We start from the raw sequence: 21164 nt of genomic DNA, 5'->3' as shown, positions 1-21164 counted from the left end.
CCCGATGAGCGGAGTAGCCGATCTTTCGCAGATGCTTAGCCACGCAAACTGGGGCTCCGTCGCGGATTGGGTCTCGGGGCTCGGCTCGATCGGAGCGGCTATAACGGCTCTCTACTTAGCAGGATCAGAACGTCGGGCTAGGATGGTCGCTGATCGACCTCAACTCAAAGTAGAAGTTTCAGAGCGTGATACCGAGGGTTGGGTATCGGTCGCCCTCAAAATTGAGAATGGCTCAAAACTGCACTGGCACATGACTGCCATCGAGGCAGTGTCGCCAAAAAATGCACAGGTTGTACATTCCTCCGCCGGTTATCGAGAAAACAAGGAAAAGCCTTGGGACGGACCTGTCTTTGATCCTGAATTGCGGGCTCAAGCTCTTGCACGAAAGGTTCCGCTGAGTGTCAAGGTGCATTCAGTCGGCACGCCGGGTGGCGCTTGGAATCATCACAGGCCACTAGATAAGGCCTACGAAACCTTCTTTGTGCATCTGCCGTCGGAAACGCATCGTATAAAGATGAGGCTTCATTTCTCTTCATTGGAGCCGATCTCCAACGACTTCACTCAGATGGTCATTCGAGAACTGAAAGCCTAACGCCGTTCGGCGTGCAAACCTGTTCAGTCCTGTACTCACAACGGTTCGCAGCCTGACTTAGCGAGCGAGTCTTTTGCCTTAATAGCTGAGCCAATCCATTTCTGCATCGTCCACCGCCTCAAAGCTCTCGCCGTCGGCTTGCATGCGGTTGAGGTGCGCGCGGACGGCGTCCGCATCTCCCTCGCGCGGGAAGCTGCGGTCTGATCGCGCAGCCTGTGCCAGGCGGCCGACGCCGTCCTCTCGATCCCGCTGGAGCAGCAGCCAGGCCGCGAAGGCTGGGCGCGGTTCGCCATATCGATCCATCTGCATGAAGTGCCTCCACTTGCCGACTCTCGGCTGCGGCGTTTATCACGTTCCCATTCTGTTCCTCAATGGAGTTCCCATGCCGCCCGAGTTGCACACCCGATGACGCGCCGTCGCCGGCGCCGCCGGTCCTCGTCGCCTGCCGTGCTCCTGGTCGCGATCGTCGCCGCGGCCAGCTTCTTCTGGCCGGAGCTGAAGGAGCGCCTGCCCGAGCTGGAAGAGATCGCCGGCACGGCGCCTACGCACGAGGCCGGCGGCAGCAAGTCGGCATCCGCCGGGCTGCTCACATGCCACGTGACCAGCGTTTATGACGGCGACGGCCCGATCCACTGCGCCGAAGGGCCGAAGATCCGCCTGTCGGCCATCGCCGCGCGCGAGATGGACGGCAGCTGCCGACCAGGACACCCGTGCCCCACCGCCTCGGCCGGCGAGGCGAAGCGCGCGCTCGAGCGGCTGGCGCTGGGCCAGACGCTACGATGCGAGCAGAACGGGACGAGCTATGACCGGGTAACCGCCTGGTGCTGGCGGCCCGACGGCGTCCAGCTCAACTGTGCGATGGTCGAGGGCGGCTATGCGGCGCGGTGGGAGCGGTACGACGTGGACGGGCGGCTCTGCGGACGGCCGCCGGCGGCATAGGAAGGGCGCAGGCTGTCGATCGTGCTGATTTGGGGCAGGCTGCCGGTTGGCTGGACTTGGCCTCTCGACAGGAAGCTTTCGTCATGGCCATTACCGACGAGGTGAGTCTCGCAGCGTAGGAGCGTTCATGGACGAACACGCGCTTGGTTCTTTAGGCCATGTGACGAAGATCGCTGTTGCCTGGCTCAAGAACCCCAGTCACCAGATCGCCGCCGAAGACCTGCCGAGCCTCCTGCAGCATATCCATCAGGGCGTAGCGGCCGTCCACAGCGGCGAGAGGTCTCCTGGCCAAAAGATGGGACCCGTGGCAGGACCGATGCCGGCAGTCGCGGTCGAGGACTTGGCGCCGAACCACTCTGCCGCTCGACGTGCGATCGCCAAGAGCATCGGGCTCGGAACGATGCGCAAGGGCAGGGGAAAAGGGGCGTAGCAGGTGGTCAGGCTTTGCCCCGCCGGGCCCGGTACTTCGCCGCCTGTGGCGACATCGCGGCGGAGGGCCTGTCCGTCGCGATGACCAGCGGCCTCAGTCTGACGCCTAAGTGTGCATCACAGCATGTCCGGCAGATACTCCAGGGCAGGTGCGATCCTGGAGTAGAAGGAGCCCGCCTTGTCCGAGATGTCCGTGATCGAGGTCATGCCTTCTTTGGCGGACTTTAGCCAATCGACCACCTTTCCAACCTTGCTCTTGGTTGGCGCTTTTGCAGCGTCCTCGACCGCAGCCATGACCTTTTCTTTTTCATTCGAAGCAGGCTGTCGCTGTAGGTGAGAAAGAAGCTCCTTTAGGTCCGCCTCAACCGCAGCCACAGACTGCTGCTGCTGACCGATATTGACGGTGCCCGTGTTTCCCGGGCCGGCATTGGAGAGGGCGCCTGCCTGAACAGCGGCATTGAAGGTTTGGTTGTTGTTAGTCACGGTTCCTCCGGCTAATTGCGTGAACAGGTCTGGATCTCCGGTCTGAAGCGCGATCTTCTTGAAGGTCAGGGAAAGCCCTTTGTCTTTACACGCTGCCTCTAATCGGACTCGCAGATTTGAGTTGATGGCCGACGATCGATAGGCTCGCTCCACCTCCTCTCTATAGCCGGCACTATGCTGCGCATTGGCAGCCATATGTTCCCACAACTTTTCGCGGATGACGATATCGTCTTCACTGAGGGACCAGTCGATCACGATGGCGTCCAGCGAGTCAAAGAAGATGTCACGAAGTCCAATTGCGACTCCTTCACGGACGCTCGCGTGCTCGCTTTCGGATCCTTCGACAATCAGGTCGTTGTGCTTTTCCGCAGTTTGGGAGGTTTTAGTGAGAACTCGGTAGGCCCAAGCCTGCACATTGGGCACCAACTGGCTGAAGACAGTCGGTGGAACGCTGACGCTTCTCAAATCAAGGGCAGGGTGCTCAGCTGTTGCCCAAAAAGAGTACTGCGCAACCACCCGATCCTCATGAGTATTGAGGTCTCCTATAACGGAGCTGACTGGGTGGCGATCGGAGAAGAGGGTCGACGGAGCTCGTTGCAGTCCAATCAGCAGAGTGGCCGATCGGAGATCGCCAGCATCAGCTTTTTCGAGGTTCAACTGCAGTCCAGATAACTCTTCATCAAACGCACCTTGATGTTGAGCCAGGGCCATGATCACGCGGGGTGAGATCGCGACCCCGCTCGCACTCAACACCTCCAAGAGGGTCGGCTTATCAAGGATCTGCGCAAAAGCGCTCAGACCGGCTTCGAAGACATCTGGATCGTTGAAGCTTTGCCGCCAGTAGGTCTCCATGACGGGTATATCGCGTCGATCGCCAATGAGCGCCAAGGCATTGAAGGCCCACCGTCGAACCTTGGAGTCGCCGGACCCCAGGGCGTAGAGAACCACGGCTTTCATGTGGGCTGGGGACGAGGATCTCAATCCCTGCCGAGCGAGCGAGCAAAGACGCTGCAAAGCTTGCTTCTTGTTGGCGTCCGTTCCGTTCTGGATGGTGACTTGGAGGAATCGCTGTTCCTCTGGCCGCAGGATGCCCTTAGCGCGCCGACGTCCCCCACCGACCTGCCGCCCCCTCATTTGCCCCCTAAACTATGCCTCGAGTGCTAGACGTTGAGCTACAGGTAACAGGGTCTGGGACCAAGGGTCAAAGTCGTCTAAGTGGTTAATAGGCGTTCTGAGATCGATCCATTGAAGATCATTTATCGCAAGTCGGGTCGAAGTGGGTTCGAGCCACTCTGGACAGTAAAAGCCAACGACTGCGAGCAGGTTGTCTGCCTCCCCGTCGTTCTCAGGGTAAACGACAGCCTGCAGCTTGCTGTTCGCGTTAAGCGCCTGCCAAGCCAGGTTGTCGTAGAGGTCAAGATCGCTCGCAAGCGCCTTCATTCCGCTCCACACCACGCCGTGATCAGCTTGGTCAAACAGCGTCATGTCGGCTTCGATTACCGGCGAGTAGAAGCCGATCACTCGTTTGCTCATGAAGCTGTCGCGCTGCTCGCGATAAGGCCCGGCTCGGTAGGACAGAACATGTCCGGCTTTGACCACCACGACAAAGGACCAAACGAGGACGTCCTCCGAAGCCCTCTGCTTGCTGTTAGCAGCATAGTGATAGCAGCCGTGCTCAATCAGCTTCGCGAACGACTCCATCGCGACTTGGCCAGACTTGGCCTCCTTCTTTATCAACCGCTTTCGAAACGCGAGCGCATGATGCCGCGGTAAATCCCGCTTTCGCCGTCGCGCAACGATCGGGGTGCGGTCGCTCACCGGGACGACCGGATCGTCCCTCAGGGCGTGAAGGAAGAACTTTCCGGGTGCTGGCCGATAGAACTTGCTGCCGTCCCGGTAGCGGAGGATGTCCTCGCTCAGCCGGGCCTGAAGCGTTTTGTGCTGGGTGCGACCGTGGATGTGCTCCGGCGCGATCCCCTCTCGATAGGCGATTCGCAGGATCTCTAACGCAGAAAGAGCACGCTTTTGTGCGGTTAACACCTGCTCAGCTAGGGCTAGATAAGAGTCCATTTGTAAGGTGCGTCACTTCCGGCTGAGCTGGAGAGGTGGGTACCATCCGGGGCAGCCTTGAACAAGGTCGACGGTTTCGTAGTTACGCGTCGCCTCGCAACTGGGCTAAGGCGCGGGAGGAGGGGTATCGCCGGGGTACTGCCTGCCCCCGATCCTCTCTCGAACGCTGTTTTTCAGCCACATCTTCAAAAGCACGGCGGAGGGTCTCTCCGCCCTAATGAGCCGGACGCAGTCGGTTCATCGGGCACACCGGCGCGCCGAAAATTTACCTTCCGCGGGGACTCACGGCTTACCAGTCGCCTACCCATATAGTTGCGGCAACAGGTTCGCCGCTATCGCTGCGCTCGTTGCTTGCGACAAGCGCCGGCTTGGTTGCCCTTCTTCCGGACGCCGGCCGCTCCGCAAGCAGCAAAGGCATAACCATGAACACAGCACACTCGGGCGCAGCGGCACAGACTCCTTCCCGGGCTCTGAACTTGAACTTGTCAAAGGCGCGGGTCGAGCAGTTGTGCGCCAAGCATGATGTAGCGATCAGCGTGATTGAACCGCTTCCGGAAGGAGGCACCCGTGTTGTGATGATGAACATTTCTGGCGCGGATGTTTTGCGCGAGGCGTGTTCCGGCAAACTCCTAGCCCGAGACGCTCTCCGAACACCTTTCTTCCGGCATCGGTGAGGCCGCACACGAACCCACTCCCGAACAATCCCTTGTCGACCAACCATCGGTGAAAACCGTTCCGGTCCTCGATCGGGCGATCGAATTGGCTCGTTCAGGCGGCTGCATATCGGTCAATCACGTGCGACAGCGGCTGCGTGGTGAGGGATACACGGACGTGGCAGCAGGGCTCGCAGGAGCGACTGCCAATCGGACGATCATCGATGCGCTTAGGGAGACGCGGAGGGCGGAGGTGGCGGCGTCCACGGTATGAAGCGGCCATGTCCGCCGCCGCCCTGGCGAACTGCTGCGCTGGGGCGAGGAGCTCGCCCTTGCTCGCTTCAGAAACAGGCAACGTCGGCATTGAATCAGCTTCGCGCGGGTTCAGTGAAGACTTCCCCGGTTCAACTCTCCGGGCGGTAGAGAGCGCTTTCCTTGCTCGGAGAACCACCATGCGCGCTTCTCTGCACCAGCTGCCCCAGAGTAGGGCCTAGGGGTACCGCAGAGGCATCAATCGACGGCAGCGGCTCATGAACCTAGCTTTTCAGCGGTGTCTGCTGGAGCAAGGCGGACAGCATCTCCGCCGTGGTCGCAGGTAAGTAGAGGGGTGCAGGCGCCGATGGATCGCGAGTCTCTTGCTGTTGCGCTGCTCCTCGGCGGATTTGTGTGGGTCGGCGCTTGCGTGGTGATGAGTATACGCGGGGCTACGTACGAAACGCGGCGCCCTTGGGCTGACTTTCAGCAGCGAGCGCGCAAGAAGCGGGACGGAACGCCGTACGTTCAGACGTACTGGTCCAAGGGCCCCGGCGTCACGAAAGCGACGCTCGACAAGCGCTTCACCCGCCTCTCACTGATCGGCACTGCAGCTATGATCGTCGCCATGCTGCTTTAGTGCTGCGGCGCCGTTGCATTGTTGGATTTTGGCCGCTGTAGGCCCGTCGATGGGACGGGTTGTCGTCAAGAGCCTCTGGGACTTCCAGCGCCATGGCGCGCACGTGCGGGTGCGCTGCGGCCACTACCGCTGCCGGCATGAGACGATCATGCGGGCGGCACCGCTTGTCCGCCTCTTCATGGAGCGGCGTTGGAACGCCGATCTGACGATTGCCGGCTCCTGGTTTCGGTGTGAGCGCTGCAACCATCGCGGCGCGCGCCTGGAGATGGCGTCGCCGCACTTGGCGCCGCACCTCCCGCCGCCATGAGCGGGGCGCCCGTTTGATTGGCAGATTTAAGTCATTCCCCCTATGTTCTCCCCGGGGGGGGGCTTGGGGGAAGTCATGGGAGTTCATTGCGAGACCATGCCTGCGCAACTTAGCCGTAAGCTGCAGGCGTACGCGTTCATCTGCGACTACATCCTGGAGATGGGCTTCAGCCCTGCAATGGGTGAGATCGCGGCGGCGCTGGGCGTCAGCGACACCCGCGCGAAGGCGCTGGTAAAGATCCTCACAGTCGAAAAGCGCGTGTTTCGGACACCGGGGGCACAACGGGCGATCATCGTCCCGGGCCTGCTGGAGCAGCATGTTTTGAACAAGCTGCGCGCCGGCGGCGCGATCGTGAATGAGGACTGGCTTAATCTGAAGCAGCCGCTGCCGTTACCACAAGGTAATCTGCCGCTGGTCGCTATCATCGAGCATATCCCCGACGTAGCCGACGAGGATCCGCATGCTGCCGAAATTGACGAGCGCGAGAGCCGCGCAGCCTGAATTCACGCCCGCCGAGCGAGAGCGCCAGCGTGTCGAGCACCTGGTGCTTGGCGCGCCGCGACCGAGGCCTGGCGCCAACCGTCGTAAGAAGGGGAAGGCGCCGGCGAAGATCGCCCTGGCTCCTGGCGTCGACGAGGCGGTGGAGTTGCGCGAGCGCTGGTCGCACAAGGCGAACGCCACTCCGCAAACGCTCGAGCATGTAGCGGCCGAGCTGAGGCGCGAGGGCTCGCTCGCCCGCCTGCTCAGGACCGGTGCTATCGACGCGCACCAGCTCGCGGCCGCACAGGCGATCCGTGAGGCGTTCCACCTCGTCGTTGCCGACGTCGCGGTGCGCACGGCGAAGCTCGAGCCCCGCGGCACCGGTGGCGGTCCGGACGCGGCGTCGACCGAGCTGCTGCGCACAGTCATTGCCGACCGCGCTTATACCGCCTGGCGCGCGGCGATCGCGCCGCACGGGCAGATGCTGCTGGCGATCATCGTCGACGACGTGGGGCTGACGAAGGCGGCCCGGCGCTGGCGTGTGTCCGACCGGCGCGCACGTGCGATCTTGGTCAACGCGCTGGATAGCTGGCGCCGCTGCTAGGGGTTCCCTTTGGGGAACTTCCCACAAGGGAACGGCGCAAATCGGTCACGTAACCGGCACAAACGACCCCGCCACAGCTGCATCCAGCGCCCGCCGCCCTCTCCCCTGGGGTGCGCGGGCGCTGCAGTATCGGGGAGCATCCATGTGACCGTGACCACTGCCCATATCGACGAGTTCAACGCCACCGCGCGCAAGCTCAGCGGCTATCGCCGCAAGACGATCGACTGGCTGGCACGCGAGCAGCCGATCCTCCGCTACTTCGCAAAGCGGCTGCGTCGGGAGACGCGTGGTCCGAAGCTCGCACGCCGCCTGCGCCGGAAGGCGCAGCTCGGCCGTCTCGGGAGCTTCTGACCGTGGTCGCTTCCCCTCAGTCGCGCCCAAGCCTGGCCGATCAGCTCGAACGCATCACACCGCGGTTCGACGACCTGACGCAGCGGGCGCGGCTGTTGGAGGAGCGCCCGTCGGCCGACACGGTCAACGATCTCGAAGAACTGGCGCAGGGCATCGCCCGCGACATCGTCGCTCCGTTCCGCGGCCGCGGCGCCAAGCCCGTCCATTCCCCGCTACACGTCAGCGCTGACGGTACGAAAGGCACCTGGTGATGGGTATCCCCCGCGACGCCCTGCAGCGCATCGTCAATGCCGGGCACCCGGATAGCGCCCTGGTGGGCATGCCGGTGAGCCTGGTCCGCGAGATCCTCGCCATCCTTCCCGTCGATCGCGTGCGCCACGTCGTTGACGCCAACCCGCCGGCACAGGCCGCAGGAGCTGCCGCATGACCGAGCGCCACCCTGCCGCGATCGACGTGGGCGGCGAGCCCTATCTGCGCGATGCCAAGGGCAACCTGGTGCCGCAGGCATCCGTGAAGGCAGCCGACCTGCTGATGGACGAGATGGTGCGCGGCGTCCTGAAGGACGCCCGGGCGCTGTCGGAACGGATCTCTGCCTTCAAGGGCGCGACGTTCGAGCGCGTGGGTGCCCTGCAGGAGCTGATCGCCCAGCAGTACAACGCGACGCTGGGCGGCAAAAAGGGCAACATCACGCTGACCAGCTTCGATGGCTGTCAGAAGATCCAGGTGCAGGTCGCCGACCTGATCGAGTTCGGCCCCGAGCTGCAGGCTGCCAAGCTGCTGATCGACGAGTGCCTGGCCAAATGGGCGGCCGGCAGCGGCGTCGAGCTGCGCGCCCTGGTGAGCCGCGTCTTCCAGGTGGACCAGGAGGGCAAGGTCAACCGTGCCGACCTGTTCATGCTGCTGCGCGTCGAGATCGAGGACGAGCGCTGGAACCGCGCGATGGACGCCGTTCGCGAGTCCATTCGCGTGATCGGCTCGCGCACCTATGTCCGCTTCTACGAGCGCGACGCGCCGGATGCCGCATGGCAGGGCGTGACGCTGGATCTCGCCTCGGCGTGACCGTGGAACGCCTGCGCGGGCGCGCAGGTCAGGAGCAACGGGCTCGTCGCCTGGCCCGCACCAACGGGCTCTGCGAGCGCTGCATGGCCGCCGACCGCGCGACGATCGCGACGGTGGTCGACCACATCGTGCCACTCGCCAAGGGCGGCAGCGACGAGGACGAGAACACCCGCAACCTGTGCGACCCGTGTCACCAGGTCGTGACGGCCGAGCAGTTCGGGCACCAGGTCGCCCGCGGTGCCCGCGGCGTCGGCCGCGATGGGCGACCGACCAACCCCGAGCACCCCTGGCGCGGCGCCGGGGCGCGCCGCCCCCCCCGGGGGGGCCAAAGTCGGGCGCCGGTTGGCCGGACACCGCATGGGAGGTCCGTGTGCAGCGAGACCGTTTCCAGAGTAAAAAGTTCGGGCTCCGGGGAGGGTGGTGATGGTGACGAAGCGGAAGACCAAAGCCGCTGATCCGGCGCCGCCGGCCGACAACTCGGTCGTGAAGGAGCCTGCCTGGGACACCCTGCTGCCGGAAGCGGCCGAGCGTGTCGTCGCGGCCAATCACTGGCGGCGGATCGTCGACGAGATGACGTCGCGCGAGATCCTCTCTTCGTCGAACGGGCACGCCCTGCAGCGCCTGGTGCTGGCGTACATCGTTTACGACCGGTGCTCGCAGGCAGTCGCCAGCGGCGGGATCGTCGACGAGCCGAACGCCGACAACCCCAAGGCGATCGCCCGCCTGTCGATCTACTACAAGGCGATGCGGGAGGCGGAGAACACCGCCGAGCGCCTCGAGGCGCAGCTGGGGCTGTCGCCCGGGCGGCGTGGCAAGGTCGGCAAGGTCGTGAAGAGCCGGGTCCGCTCTGCGGGCGCCGATGCCTTCCTTGGCCCGGCCGGCTAGGGGGAAGTCGCCCGACCCGACGACCGCCTGGGCGGAAGCGGCGGTCCGCGGCGACTTCGTCGTGGGCGACCTGGTCCGATACGCCTGCGAACGACACCTCCGCGACATTCGGGACGCAGCGCGGCGAGGGTACTTCTGGCGGCCGGAGCTGGCCCAGCGCGTGCTGGACTTCTTTCCGTCGCTGTTCACGATCACGGACGGGCCGGCGGCGGGCAAGCCGTTCCACCTGCTGCCCTACCAGGTGTTTTGCGCCGGCTCGCTGATGGGCTGGGTCAACGCGGAAGGGCGCTGGCGCTTCCGGTCGGCATGGATCGAGACCGGCAAGGGCCAGGCCAAGTCGCCGTTGATGGCAGGGCTCGGTCTCTACGCGATGGGCTGGTGCGGGTTCGAGCGGTCGCAGGTCTATTCGATCGCGGCGAACAAGCAGACCGCGAACGTGCTGTTCAAGGACGCGGTGGCGATGTGCCGCGCCCAGGTGCCGGGCTACGACGAAGGCGACAGCCTGGAAGGGCTGGGGCACATCGTCACCAGCGGCGAGAACGACAACGTCTGGAAGCTCTGGCATCCGGCGTCGAAGTCGTTCTTCCTGCCGCTCGCCGGCGGCGCAGCGCAGTCAGGCCCGCGGCCGCGCATGGTGCTGGCCGACGAGATCCACGAGTTCACGAGCGACGCGCAGATCGAGATCTGGCGGCGGGCGATCACCAAGGTCGCCGGCAGCGCGATGATGGTGCTGGGGACCAACACGCCGGCGACGGCGCAGCTGGTCGGCACCTCCTATTCGGAAACGGCGCAGAAGATCGCGCGGGGCGAGATCCGCGACGATACGCAGTTCGCGTTCGTCGCCCGGGTCGACAAGAAGGACCGGGAGACCGTCTTCGACAACGAGGCGTGCTGGCAGAAGGCGCTGCCGGCGCTGGGCATCACGTACCCGATCGCAAATATCCGTGAGGAGGTTCAGACCGCCCGGACCCGGCTGTCGACTGCCAGCAGCGTCAAGCGCCTCTACTTCGGCATCCCGACCGGTGCGGCCGACTTCTGGATCTCGGAAGAGAAATGGGCGGCGGTCCTGGCGCCGGTCGACGACGAGACGATCGCGGCGCTGAAGGGCTGCCGGTGCTGGCTCAGCCTGGACCTGTCGAAGAAGAACGATCTTACGGCGCTGACTGCCACCTGGGTCGATGGCGCCGGCGTGTTCTGGCAGAAGACCTGGTACTGGACGACCAAAGACGGTCTGGCCGACCGGGCCAAAAGCGACCAGGCGCCCTACGAGGAATGGGTCGAGGAAGGCCACCTGGTCGCGGTCGACGGGGCAACGATCGACAAGAGCTTCGTCGCCGCCCAGGTCGCCGCGCTCTGCGCCGAGCACAACGTCGTCGAGCTGGTGTTCGACCCCGCTCACATGGCCGATTTCGAGACGGCCTGCGAGGAAATCGGTTTCGCCGCCTGGCGCTACAAAGGGCCGAAGGAGCCGCAGGGCACCGGCCTGAAGATGGTCCCGCATGCGCAGGGCACCAAGGTCATGTTCGAGGACAAGCAGCACTGCATGCCTCGCTCGATCGAGCGGTTCGAAGACCGCATTTTGAAGGAGACGATCGTGATCGACGACTCTCCCGTCACCTACAGCTGTGCGGCCAACGCTGCGATCGTCACCGACGGGCAGAAGAACCGCGCGTTCGACAAGAAGCGCTCGCGCGGTCGCATCGACGGCATCGTCACCAGCGCGATGGGCGCCGGCGCGGCCGAGGCGGACGGATTGGGCGGTGCCAGCGGCGCCCTGTTCCTGGATCTCGATTCCTGATGCGTCTCGCATTCGGACACGAGCTGGGCGGCACGAGCGCCCAGATGGGCCACAATGGTGGCCCGCCGCTCGACGACGCCGCTTCGGGCGGGGTTCAAGCAGCGACCGAAAGCGCGCCGGTGATCGCCGGCGACGCCGCGGTGATCGAGTGGTTCGGAGGCGGGAGCCAGCAGGCCGCCGGCGTCACCGTCAACGCCGAGACGGCGATGCGCATGTCGGCCGTCTGGCGGTGCGTGACGCTGATCGCCGGCGCCAACATGACGCTGCCGCTGGTGGTCTACCAGCGCGACGGGAAGGGCGGCCGCAAGCGCGCTGACGATCACCCGTATGCGCCGCTGCTGCGCGACCAGCCCAACGGGGAAATGTCGGGCCCGGAGCTGATCGAGCTTGCGAGCATGGCGGTGCTCCTGCGCGGCAACGGCTACGGCCTGATGCGCCAGGCTCGTAACGGCCGCCTGACGTCGATCGACTGGTATCCGCCGACGAACGTGCAGCCGTTCCGGTCGCAGGGCTCGATCTGGTACCGCTTCACCAACCGGGATGGCAGCCAGGAGACGCATCACGACAGCTACGTGATCCACTTCCGCGGTCCCGGCCGGGACGCGGACGGGATCTGCGCGCTATCGCCGATCTCGTACCATGCCGAGACGATCGGCATCGGGATTGCTGGCCGCCAGTACACCGCCGGGCAGTTCAAAGACGGGCTGCTGACGAACGACTATTTCCAGTTCCCGACCGGCACTACCCCCGAGCAGGCCGACGCGTTCAAAGAGTATTTGCGCAACAAGCGGCAGGGCGTCGCCAACGCGCACAATCCGCTGATCCTGACGAATGGCGGTGAGTGGAAGCGCCTGCAGCTCACGGCGCGGGACGCGCAGTTGCTAGAACTGCTGCAATATTCCTCGATCGACGTCGCGCGGATCTTCGGCGTACCGCCGTTCATGATCGGTGAGACCGAGAAGTCGACGAGCTGGGGCACGGGCCTCGAGCAGCAGCGCAACAGCCTGCATCGCCACACGCTGCTGCCGCACCTGGTGCGGTTCCAGAAGGAGCTGAACCGCAAGCTCTTCCCGATCGTCGGCGCCAAGCGGTCCGAGTTCTTCTGCGAGTTCGACGTCGACGCGTTCATGCAGGGCGACAGCAAGTCGCAGGGCGAGTTCTTCCGCGTGGCGCTCGGCGGCAACCAGCTGCCCGGCTTCATGAGCGTCAACGAGATCCGCCGCCTCAAGAACCTGCCACCCGTGCCCGGCGGCGACGAAGTCTACGTCCCGAGCGCTGCGTCGGCGGGGCCCCAGCAACCTGCGGCCGATGGCCCGACACCGGCCGAGGACGAGCCTGCGGTCGATCCGGAGAACGACGATGAAGAATAGGCAGCTGCTGAACCTGCTGCGGGCCAACGCCGAGCGCCCGGCCGGCATCCGCTCGGAGGTGGCTGGCGATACCGCCACCGTCTACGTGTACGGCCCGATCGACGAGTATTGGGGCGTCTCGGCCGCCGACTTCTCGCGCGAAATCTCGGCCATCACCGCGCCCAACGTCGTGCTGCGGATCAACAGCCCGGGCGGCGACGTGTTCGAGGCGCGCGCGATGATGGCGGCGATCCGCGGTCATGCCGCGACTTTCACCGCAAAGGTGGACGGCCTGGCCGCGTCGGCCGCCACCGCGCTGACGCTCGCATGCGACCGCATCGAGATCGCGGACGGCGCCTTCTACATGATCCACCAGGCGTGGACCTTCGCGCTTGGCAATCAGGACGAGCTGCGCACCACCGCCGATCTGCTCGGCAAGGTCGATGGCGTGCTGGTGGACGGCTACGTCGGCCGGACCGGCAAGACCAGCGACGAGGTGGTCGCCTGGATGAAGGCAGAGACCTGGTTCACGGCGGCCGAAGCCGTCGAGAACGGCTTTGCCGACGCAATCCTGGAGACGACTGCCGCTGCCTCGGCCGAGGCGCGCGCCTTCAACCTGTCCGCCTATGCCCGCGCACCCAAGGCGCTGATCGAGGAAGCGCCCGACGAGGGCATCCGCCAGCGCATGCTGGCGCGGCTCGGCCTCTACGAACGCACGGCCGCCTGACGGCCGACACCCCCAACGGCGCCGGCCCCGCGCGCCTGACCAGCCCCGCCTTCCGCGGGGCTTTCTTTTGGAGCAGACCCCATGAACATCAAGGCGCTTCGGGACCAGCGCGCCGACAAGGCGCGCCAGGCCCGCAATCTTCTCGACACCAACACCGGTGACAAGTTCACCAAGGAGATCGAGAACCAGGTCGACGGCCTGTATGCCGAAATCGACCGCATCGATGCGCAGATCGAGCGCTACGAGCGGCAGGCCGAGATCGACGGCAACGAGCAGCTCGAGCAGCAGCAGACCGAGATCGACAACCGCGCGCGCGCCGGCATGACCCAGGAGCAGCGCGAGGGTGCCGATCGCTACAACGCGGCGTTCCGCAACTTCCTGATGGTCGGCGAGCGCGGCCTCTCCAACGAGGAGATGACGGTGCTGCGCACGGGTATCGCGCGCAACGAGCAGTCGGGCCAGCAGAGCAACGCCGGCGCCGGCGGCTATCTGGTGCCGACCGGATGGGGCGGCCGCTTGCTCGAGGCCCTGGCGGCGTTCGGCGGCATGCGCGATGCCGCCACGATCATCCAGACGGCGGGTGGCGCTCCGATCCCGTGGCCGACGATCGACGACACCACGGCCGAGGGCGAGATCGTCGCCGAGAACCAGCCCGCCAGCGATGACGAGCTGGAGTTCGGCTCGATCGAGATCGGGGCGTACAAGTACAGCTCCAAGGTGTTCACCGTCCCGTTCGAACTGATCCAGGATCAGGGGCCGGGGATGGACATCGAGGCGTTCATCCGCCGCGCCGCCGCCATGCGCATCGCCCGGATCAGCAACCGGCATTTCACCACCGGCACCGGCATCAATCAGCCGCGCGGTATCGTCACCGCCTCGGCCGCCGGCAAGATCGGCGCCGTCGGCGCTCCCGTCGACCACGACTCGCTGGTCGACCTGGAGCACTCGGTCGATCCGGCCTACCGCTCGATGCCGGGCACCGCGTTCATGTTTCACGACACCACGCTCCGCGAGCTGAAGAAGCTCAAGGACAGCGAGGGCCGGCCGCTGTGGGTGCCGGGCGTGTCGACCAAGGAGCCGGACGTGCTCCTCGGCTACCGCTACCGCATCAACCAGCACATGCCGGTGGCGGCGCCGAACGCGAAGTCGATCCTGTTCGGCAACCTCAAGGAGTACCTGATCCGCGACACCATGCAGGTGACGCTGTTCCGGTTCGACGACAGCACCTTCACCCGCAAGGGCCAGGTCGGCTTCCTCGCCTGGTCGCGTCATGACGGCGACCTGATGTCCGCCGGCGCACCGGTGAAGCACTACCAGCACGGCCCGAACGCCTGAGCTGGCGCGGGCGGCTTCGGCCGCCCGCTTGCTTCGTCCCCCACGATCGAGAGGGCCTCATGAGCCAGAATCAATCGGGCCGGCGCATGCCGACCCCTGCCACCGCTGCTGCGCCGGCGACGTCCGACGCTGCCCCGGCCGCGCAACCCGCGACCGCGGCGGCGCATGTGGCCGACTCCGCGGCAGCCTCTGCAGAGGCGGCAGCCGCTTCGACCAGCTTGGCGGCGCACACCGCGACGATTGCTGCCAGTAGCGCCGCCAGCGCGGCCGCGCTGGCGGCGTCGGCTATGACGTCGAGCCAGTGGGCAGCAACGAGCGCCCAGCAGGCCACGTCGGGTCTGTCGCAGGTGCTTTCGCTGGAGCACGCCAGCTTCGATCCCGACGAGCTGGTGGAGATGCGCGTCCTGGTCGACCACGGCGGCCATGCCTGCAACGCCGTCATCGTACTGCCCGCCGGCGAGGCGCGGGCGGCTGAAGATGCCCGCTGGGGCGACACCCACCCGGCCGCGATCGCGGCGGCGCGCGCATAATGGGCGCTGTCGTCGACGTCGCGTTGCTGCGCGACCAGTGCCGCGCCGAAGACGTCGACGACGCGCTGCTCGAACTTTACCACGACGCGGCGGTCGCCTGGATCGAGAAGCGGACCGGCACGCCGCTGGCCGCTGGCGCGCCGGCGGATCTGCGCATGCTGATCCTGCTGCTGGTCGCCGAGTTCTACCGGAACCGCGAAGCAGGCGCGATCTCCGCTGAGGTGGAACGCTCAGCCATGCTGGCGCTCCGGCCGCATCTGCCGTTGACTGCATGAGCAGCCTGGCTGCCGGGCGGCTCCGGCACCGCATCGAGATCCGCCGGCGCTCGCGGCAGAAGGACGGCAAGGGCGGCTACACGGACGAGTGGGCGACGATCGCCACGCCGCGTGCCGAGGTGGCCAGCCTCGACGGCAAAGAGGGCTTGGCAGAGCACGTCCTGCAGGGGGTCTCGAGCTACCGCATCGTGATCCGCTACCGCGAAGGCATCCGCACCGACGACCAGGTGCGTCACGGCGCCCTCGAGCTGAACATCACCTCGGCCGCGGATCCGCACGGCACCCGCGAGCAGCTGGTGATCCTGGCGACCACGGCGGCGGCGCTGAAGGCCAGCTGATGGCGGGCCGTAGATCCCGCGTCGAAGGGCTGATCGAGGCGCAGGCTCTGTTCGATGGATTGCCGGCGGCCGCGCACGACGAGCTCGCCGTCGAAATGGGGATGCTGGGTCGCGAGATCCTCGCGGCACAGAAGATCGACGTGGCGAAGGATACCGGAGCGACCGAGGCCTCGCTGTCGCTACGGGTGCTCTTCAACAAGCTGAAGCTGCAGGTCGGCGCGCTCGGCAAGTCCCGCGGAACACGCAAGCTGGATGGCCTGGTTGCCCGCCTCATCGAACAAGGGAGGGACGGCCAGACGGTGGTGGTCACGCGCCGGGTCAAGAAGCGGCGTGCCACTGGCAACGGCAAAACCAGCGAACGGAAGATCGTGTACGGCGGCAGCAGCGACCGCCTGCGCCGCCGCGGTCCCAACAAGGGGACGCCGATCGGCAGCCCCTACAAGATGCGCGTGAAGGCGACGGCTGCGCGACCCTACATCGCGCAACCGCTGCTTCAGGAAGCCGCCGAGCTGCACCTGTCCGAATTCTGGAGCCAGGCGCTTGCGCGGGCGGGGAGCAAGCAATGAGCGACGTCGTCGACCTTCCCGCCGCCGTCGACCTTCTCTCGGCCACGTCGGATGGCGTGTTCGCGCTCCTGGACGCGGCGATCGGCAGCGACACCGTCGAGGTGACCACCGAAACCCCGCAGCTGGATCCACGCGACACGACCGAGCGGCAGTTCGTGCTGATCGGCGACATCGATGTCGCCAACGACGGCGGGAAGGGCGAGCAGGCCGAGCGGTTCACCGTGCAGGTGGTGATCATCTACCGCGGCACGCAGCGCTCGAAGCTCCACACGCTGATGCATCGGGTCCGCGTCGCGCTCGAGGACCAGGTCCCGACGATCGCCGGCGTCCACTTCGGCTCGATCGACTGGGTGGGCGGTGCGTCCAGCCCCTCCGCCCGCGACGGCATCACCTACGCCGGCATCCAAGAATTCGAAGTCAACGCAGAGCCGGCCTGAGCCGGCAGAAGGAGCACCAATGGCAAACGAGCAGGGCAAGGACTGGCGCATCAACGTCAAGACGGGCGCGAATGCATATGCGCCGGTCGGCGGCGAAACGTCGCTCGAATGGACGCGATCGAGCGCGGAGCAGGACCAGAGCGACAAGGACAGCGGCATCTACGGTGCCACGACCTACGGTCAGCAGAAAATCGCCATCAAGGTCGCCGGCAACCTGAAGCTGCCTGACGCCGGCTTTACCGCTTTGGAGGCGGCTTCGAAGCTTTCGCCGCCCGAGATCGAGGTGCAGATCAAGCGGGGCACCGTTATCAAGTTCCAGGGCCTGATCGCCATCGGCAACTTTTCGGCGAGCTTCCCCAAGGACGGTCCCGCGACCTATTCGATGGACCTGGCCAATGCTGCGGCGCCCACGGTCGACAACCTGTCGGCCGCCGCTCCCACCGCATGACCGCCGCAAATTCCGAGCGGGGCGAGCACCAGCTCGACCTCGCCGGGGTGAAGTACCGGCTGCGGCCGTCTTTCGAAGCGGTCAAGGCGATCGAGAGCAAAACCGAACCCCTCATGATCCTGGTGCAGCTGGCCAACCGCTACCAGCTCACCCTCGAGCAGCTGGGCATCGTCGCGTGCGAGTTCATCCGCGCCGGCGCCGACGAGGGCGACCATGCGACCAAGGCTGTCGATCCGGAGCGGCTCGCTGAGCTGATCTACGAACAGGGCGCTACCCTGGTGACGGCTCGCCTCACCATGTGCCTCGCAGACGCAGCGTCGGGTGGGCGCAAGGCATCGGGGGAAGCGAAGGCGGTAGCGGGGAGCTGAGCTTCCCCTACCGCCGTCTCATGGGGCTCGCGGCGGACACCTTCGGGTGGTCGCCCGAGCAATTCTGGCGATCGACGCCCCACGAGTGGTGGGCGCTGATCGAAGCGCGACAGGAAGCCGTGAAGGCACAGTCGCGGATCTAAACGACGGAGGCGCTTATGGCCGCACGCAGCAGCGCGCGCCGAGACCTGTTCCTGCAGGTCTCGGGCTCCGTCGATCCGCTCAAGGCGATCCTCAAGTCCGGCAGCTCGGCCCTGGTCGAGTTCAAGGGCGACGCGGAGAAGCAGCTCGACGCCGTCGAGAAGGCACTGCGCGAGATCGGCAGCGCTGGCGCTGGCGACGGCGCCAAGCAGATGACGCAAAGCTACAACGCGGCGTTTCGCGAGATCCGGCGCAATGCCGAGCAGGTCGCCGGCGCGGGCAACGGCAGCGACGCGCTGCTGATCGTCAACGCCAAGGCAGCTCGCGATGCGGCCCTGGCGGCGGAACAGCGCGCGGCCGCGGTCCGAGTGGTCGCCGAAGCAGCCCGAGCGGAGGCGGTTGCCCAGGGCGGCACCAACGCTGTCCTGGTCCAGTACGCGGCCGCGGCGATGGCGGCCGAGAAGGAGACCACGGACTACGCGATCGCGCTTCGCAACCAGGCGAACACGCTGACCGCGGTCGAGGGCCGAATGGGCGCGCTGGTGCCCGCAGGCGAGAACATCACGAAGATGTCCGGCCAGGCGCGCGCCGGCATGCAGCAGCTGAGCTACCAGCTGGGCGACGTCGCGACGCAATGGTCGATGAACACGCCGCTGGCCGTCATCTTCGCGCAGCAGATCGGGCAGGTCACCCAGGCGATCGGCCTGATGGCAGGCGAGTCCAAGGGCCTGATCGGCTTCCTGGGCGGCCCGTGGGGCATGGCGATCGCCTCCGCGCTCGTGGTGCTGACGCCCCTCGTCTCCAAACTGCTCGAGGGCGGTGATGCGCTCAAGAACGAGGTGGAGCAGCTCAAGGAGAACGCTGCGGCATCGGCACTGGCGGACGAGGCGAAGAAGGTATTCGCCAAGACCGAGGCCGGCATCATCGACGACGTCCGCAAGCTGACGGAAGAGGTCGATCGCCAGAACGACTCGCTGCGCACCAATGCCGAGCGGCTGAACGCCCGCGCCAACAAGGACCTGGACGCTCTCCGCGATAAGCGCGCGCCAGCAGCGGAGAAGGTGGCTGCCGCCCAGGCGAACCTGGAGGCTGCAAAGCGCGGTGGCCCTGGGCAGGGGCTTGCGACGCTCTCCTATGCCCAGGCGCAGTACGATCGGTTCAGGGCCGAGCTGGACAAGATCGACAGGGGGATTGCCGCGGCCGAGCGGGCCCTGGCTAAAAGCCGCGCAGGCCTGGCCGTCGAGCAGTCGGCCGCCGACGTCAAAGCTCTGGCCTCGCCACAGAACCGGCTCGATCGCGACTTCGCCGACGCGAAAGAGAAGCTGCAGCTCGAGTACACGCAGAAGATCGTCGCGGCGAAGACCGACCTGAACAAGCAGCAGGCGCTCACCAACGAGCTGACGCGCAAGCAGCTCGCGCTGCAGACCAAGTACGACGCCGACACCGCAGCGGAGCGGAAGCGGCAGTCCGCTGCCCGCGCCGCCTCGAGCGGCTCGCTCACGCCCGCTGAGGTGGGCAAGATGCTGCAGGAGCAGTTCGGGGGCACCGTCACCTCCACCACCGGCGGCAAGCACACCAAGAACAGCTTCCACTACCGGGGCCAGGCACTCGATTGGGTGCCGCGCGGCGGAATGGGCGCGGTCAGCAAGCAGGAGATCCGCAGCTTCCTCGAGGCGCAGGGCGTCGACATCAAGGAGCTGCTCGGCCCGGGCGACAAAGATCACAACGACCACTTCCACGTCGCATTCTCGAAGACGCAGCGCGGGCAGGATGCGATCGACCAGGACCGGATCCGCAAAGAGCAGGCGGAGGCGAGCCGGCAGCAGGCCTATGCCAACCAGCTGCGATCGGCGCAGGACGACTTCTACCAGGCGCAGGTGGCGCTGGCCGCCGGCGCCGAGCAGCGCGTCGAGATCCAGATCGAGCAGCTGCAGGCGGCAAAGGTCCAGCGCGACCAGGCGATCGACGCCCAGGTGAAAGCCGGCAAGCTGGAAGTCGCCGAAGCGGAGAAGCTGAAGACGCTGAATGCGCAGACGCTCCTGGCGCGCGAGATCGTGGCCTACCGCGAGGACGAAAAGCGCAAGGAGAAGAAGCGGCAGGACCTGCTCGACCAGGCGCTCGAAGCAAGCCGGGCCGAGCAGGACCGGCAGCGCTCCCTCCTGGATCTTCAGGGACAGTTCGCCACCACCCTGGCGGAACGCCGTCGCATCGCGACCGAGATGCTGGAGATCGAACTGCAGCAGCGTCGGGACGCGGCTCGGCGCAAGACCGCGAGCACGGACCTGCAGACGCGGGTCGATGGTGCTCGCGACCTGGAGCAGATCGATGCGGAGGAGCCGCTCCTGCGCGACCAGCTCGATCGCGACTTCGCAGGGCCGCTCGATCAGTACCGCGCGCACCTGAAGGAAACCACCGACGACATGAGCACTGCGCTGGAAGGCGTTGCGGTTCGTGGTTTCGGCGCCCTGGAAGACGCCGGCTCGCGTGAGATTGCGAACCTGCTCAAGATGAAGGGTGCCTATGGCGAATTCGCATCCAGCGTGATCGCTGACCTGGCGCGCATCGCCATCCAGAAGGCGATCGTGGGCACGATCGGCGGGGGCTTCTTCGGCCTGAAGACCGGCGGGAAGATCCAGAAGCGCGCCGGCGGCGGCAAGATCTCGGGCCCGGGCACCGGGACGTCGGACAGCATCTTCGCGCTGATCGACGGCCGCGATCCGCTCCTGGTGTCGAACGGGGAGTCGGTGGTCACCGCCGAGGCAACCCGGCGGTACTGGCCGATCATCGACGCGATGAACAAGGGCCGGATCCCCGGCCTCGCCACGGGCGGGATGATCGGCTCGTCCGTGCCCCGCATGGCGGATTTCAGTTCGGTCACGCCGCAGTCGGTCACGCGCCCGACCGGGCCCGGCCGGATGCAGCTCGACGCCAACGTGACGGTGAAGGCCGGGCCAGAGTTCGACGCCAGGATGGAAAGCGTGTCGTTGCGCACCGTCGCGGCGACGGCCGAGCCGATCATGGCTGGCGCCGAGGCCCGCACGCGCCGGCGCCTCGCGCGGCCGGATCTACCGGGAGGATTTGGCGGATGATGATCCCGATGCCCTCCTG

Annotated in this window: 29 protein-coding genes; 26 read left to right on the top strand and 3 right to left on the bottom strand. The window is 66.0% G+C overall.

Annotated features, from left to right (window positions below):
• Positions 1-4 precede the first annotated feature (4 nt).
• Positions 5-592, top strand: coding sequence for a hypothetical protein (locus tag EDF69_RS13305; protein ID WP_132882229.1), 588 nt, complete (start codon positions 5-7; stop codon positions 590-592).
• Positions 593-670: 78 nt separating this feature from the next.
• On the opposite strand, the gene EDF69_RS13300 is transcribed toward EDF69_RS13305, so the two are convergent.
• The gene (locus EDF69_RS13300; RefSeq protein WP_132882230.1) at positions 671-901 is read right to left on the bottom strand and encodes a YozE family protein; all 231 of its coding nucleotides are present in this window, start codon (positions 899-901) and stop codon (positions 671-673) included.
• A 96-nt stretch (positions 902-997) separates the two neighbouring features.
• On the opposite strand from EDF69_RS13300, the gene EDF69_RS13295 reads away from it, so the two are divergent.
• The gene (locus tag EDF69_RS13295) at positions 998-1531 is read left to right on the top strand and encodes a thermonuclease family protein (RefSeq protein WP_239555481.1); all 534 of its coding nucleotides are present in this window, start codon (positions 998-1000) and stop codon (positions 1529-1531) included.
• Between the two features lie 127 nt (positions 1532-1658).
• Entirely contained in the window at positions 1659-1961 is a 303-nt protein-coding gene (locus tag EDF69_RS13290; protein WP_132882231.1) for a hypothetical protein, read from the top strand.
• 116 nt (positions 1962-2077) lie between these two features.
• Here the strand turns inward: EDF69_RS13290 and EDF69_RS13285 are convergent, their stop codons facing one another.
• Together EDF69_RS13285 and EDF69_RS13280 are read right to left on the bottom strand one after the other, a co-directional pair.
• Entirely contained in the window at positions 2078-3295 is a 1218-nt protein-coding gene (locus tag EDF69_RS13285; protein WP_165889964.1) for a hypothetical protein, read from the bottom strand.
• Between the two features lie 294 nt (positions 3296-3589).
• Positions 3590-4513, bottom strand: a complete 924-nt coding sequence (locus EDF69_RS13280; RefSeq protein WP_132882233.1) for an HTH domain-containing protein — start codon at positions 4511-4513, stop codon at positions 3590-3592.
• Positions 4514-5785: 1272 nt separating this feature from the next.
• Here EDF69_RS13280 and EDF69_RS13275 point away from each other — a divergent pair.
• From EDF69_RS13275 to EDF69_RS13165, 23 genes are all read left to right on the top strand, one after another.
• Positions 5786-6058 carry a hypothetical protein gene (locus EDF69_RS13275; RefSeq protein WP_132882234.1) on the top strand — a complete coding sequence of 91 codons (273 nt, stop codon included), beginning with the start codon at positions 5786-5788 and terminating at the stop codon, positions 6056-6058.
• A gap of 49 nt (positions 6059-6107) precedes the next feature.
• Positions 6108-6365, top strand: coding sequence for a hypothetical protein (locus EDF69_RS13270; RefSeq protein WP_132882235.1), 258 nt, complete (start codon positions 6108-6110; stop codon positions 6363-6365).
• Between the two features lie 96 nt (positions 6366-6461).
• The gene (locus tag EDF69_RS13265) at positions 6462-6866 is read left to right on the top strand and encodes a hypothetical protein (protein WP_132882236.1); all 405 of its coding nucleotides are present in this window, start codon (positions 6462-6464) and stop codon (positions 6864-6866) included.
• The gene (locus tag EDF69_RS13260; protein WP_132882237.1) at positions 6826-7449 is read left to right on the top strand and encodes a hypothetical protein; all 624 of its coding nucleotides are present in this window, start codon (positions 6826-6828) and stop codon (positions 7447-7449) included. Before EDF69_RS13265 ends, EDF69_RS13260 begins: the two co-directional genes overlap by 41 nt.
• Before the next feature lie 144 nt (positions 7450-7593).
• Positions 7594-7800 (top strand): hypothetical protein, encoded by a 207-nt coding sequence (locus tag EDF69_RS13255; RefSeq protein WP_132882238.1) that lies wholly within the window; start codon positions 7594-7596, stop codon positions 7798-7800.
• Between the two features lie 2 nt (positions 7801-7802).
• Positions 7803-8051: a hypothetical protein gene (locus tag EDF69_RS13250; RefSeq protein ID WP_132882239.1), complete on the top strand. Its 249-nt coding sequence runs from the start codon at positions 7803-7805 to the stop codon at positions 8049-8051.
• Positions 8051-8227 (top strand): hypothetical protein, encoded by a 177-nt coding sequence (locus EDF69_RS13245; RefSeq protein WP_165889966.1) that lies wholly within the window; start codon positions 8051-8053, stop codon positions 8225-8227. The genes EDF69_RS13250 and EDF69_RS13245 overlap by 1 nt, the downstream gene beginning before the upstream one ends.
• Positions 8224-8859 (top strand): DUF3164 family protein, encoded by a 636-nt coding sequence (locus tag EDF69_RS13240; protein ID WP_132882240.1) that lies wholly within the window; start codon positions 8224-8226, stop codon positions 8857-8859. Before EDF69_RS13245 ends, EDF69_RS13240 begins: the two co-directional genes overlap by 4 nt.
• Entirely contained in the window at positions 8856-9314 is a 459-nt protein-coding gene (locus tag EDF69_RS13235; protein ID WP_339538486.1) for an HNH endonuclease, read from the top strand. Before EDF69_RS13240 ends, EDF69_RS13235 begins: the two co-directional genes overlap by 4 nt.
• The gene (locus tag EDF69_RS13230) at positions 9283-9744 is read left to right on the top strand and encodes a P27 family phage terminase small subunit (RefSeq protein WP_132882241.1); all 462 of its coding nucleotides are present in this window, start codon (positions 9283-9285) and stop codon (positions 9742-9744) included. The genes EDF69_RS13235 and EDF69_RS13230 overlap by 32 nt, the downstream gene beginning before the upstream one ends.
• Positions 9719-11542 (top strand): terminase large subunit, encoded by a 1824-nt coding sequence (locus EDF69_RS13225; RefSeq protein ID WP_132882242.1) that lies wholly within the window; start codon positions 9719-9721, stop codon positions 11540-11542. Before EDF69_RS13230 ends, EDF69_RS13225 begins: the two co-directional genes overlap by 26 nt.
• The gene (locus EDF69_RS13220; RefSeq protein WP_239555479.1) at positions 11542-12912 is read left to right on the top strand and encodes a phage portal protein; all 1371 of its coding nucleotides are present in this window, start codon (positions 11542-11544) and stop codon (positions 12910-12912) included. Before EDF69_RS13225 ends, EDF69_RS13220 begins: the two co-directional genes overlap by 1 nt.
• Entirely contained in the window at positions 12902-13618 is a 717-nt protein-coding gene (locus EDF69_RS13215; RefSeq protein ID WP_132882243.1) for a head maturation protease, ClpP-related, read from the top strand. Before EDF69_RS13220 ends, EDF69_RS13215 begins: the two co-directional genes overlap by 11 nt.
• Positions 13619-13699: 81 nt before the next feature.
• A complete protein-coding gene (locus tag EDF69_RS13210) occupies positions 13700-14953 on the top strand; it encodes a phage major capsid protein (RefSeq protein WP_132882244.1) in 1254 nt (417 codons plus the stop codon).
• A gap of 59 nt (positions 14954-15012) precedes the next feature.
• Positions 15013-15483, top strand: a complete 471-nt coding sequence (locus EDF69_RS13205; RefSeq protein ID WP_132882245.1) for a hypothetical protein — start codon at positions 15013-15015, stop codon at positions 15481-15483.
• Positions 15483-15758 carry a head-tail connector protein gene (locus tag EDF69_RS13200; protein WP_132882246.1) on the top strand — a complete coding sequence of 92 codons (276 nt, stop codon included), beginning with the start codon at positions 15483-15485 and terminating at the stop codon, positions 15756-15758. The genes EDF69_RS13205 and EDF69_RS13200 overlap by 1 nt, the downstream gene beginning before the upstream one ends.
• The gene (locus tag EDF69_RS13195; RefSeq protein ID WP_132882247.1) at positions 15755-16096 is read left to right on the top strand and encodes a phage head closure protein; all 342 of its coding nucleotides are present in this window, start codon (positions 15755-15757) and stop codon (positions 16094-16096) included. The genes EDF69_RS13200 and EDF69_RS13195 overlap by 4 nt, the downstream gene beginning before the upstream one ends.
• Before the next feature lie 95 nt (positions 16097-16191).
• The gene (locus EDF69_RS13190; protein WP_132882248.1) at positions 16192-16662 is read left to right on the top strand and encodes a hypothetical protein; all 471 of its coding nucleotides are present in this window, start codon (positions 16192-16194) and stop codon (positions 16660-16662) included.
• On the top strand, positions 16659-17099 hold the full coding sequence (locus EDF69_RS13185) for a DUF3168 domain-containing protein (RefSeq protein ID WP_132882249.1): 441 nt from the start codon (positions 16659-16661) through the stop codon (positions 17097-17099). Before EDF69_RS13190 ends, EDF69_RS13185 begins: the two co-directional genes overlap by 4 nt.
• Before the next feature lie 19 nt (positions 17100-17118).
• Positions 17119-17547, top strand: coding sequence for a phage tail tube protein (locus EDF69_RS13180; RefSeq protein WP_132882250.1), 429 nt, complete (start codon positions 17119-17121; stop codon positions 17545-17547).
• Complete coding sequence (locus tag EDF69_RS13175; RefSeq protein WP_132882251.1) at positions 17544-17915, top strand: hypothetical protein; 372 nt, start codon at positions 17544-17546, stop codon at positions 17913-17915. Before EDF69_RS13180 ends, EDF69_RS13175 begins: the two co-directional genes overlap by 4 nt.
• The gene (locus EDF69_RS13170; RefSeq protein WP_339538482.1) at positions 17846-18058 is read left to right on the top strand and encodes a phage tail assembly chaperone; all 213 of its coding nucleotides are present in this window, start codon (positions 17846-17848) and stop codon (positions 18056-18058) included. The genes EDF69_RS13175 and EDF69_RS13170 overlap by 70 nt, the downstream gene beginning before the upstream one ends.
• 15 nt (positions 18059-18073) lie before the next feature.
• A complete protein-coding gene (locus EDF69_RS13165) occupies positions 18074-21145 on the top strand; it encodes a hypothetical protein (protein ID WP_132882253.1) in 3072 nt (1023 codons plus the stop codon).
• The last annotated feature ends 19 nt before the right edge of the window (positions 21146-21164 follow it).

It is taken from the genome of Sphingomonas sp. JUb134 (assembly GCF_004341505.2).
Lineage (GTDB): Bacteria > Pseudomonadota > Alphaproteobacteria > Sphingomonadales > Sphingomonadaceae > Sphingomonas.
Note: the sequence above shows the minus strand (reverse complement) of the source record. Positions and strands in the feature narration are given on the sequence as shown.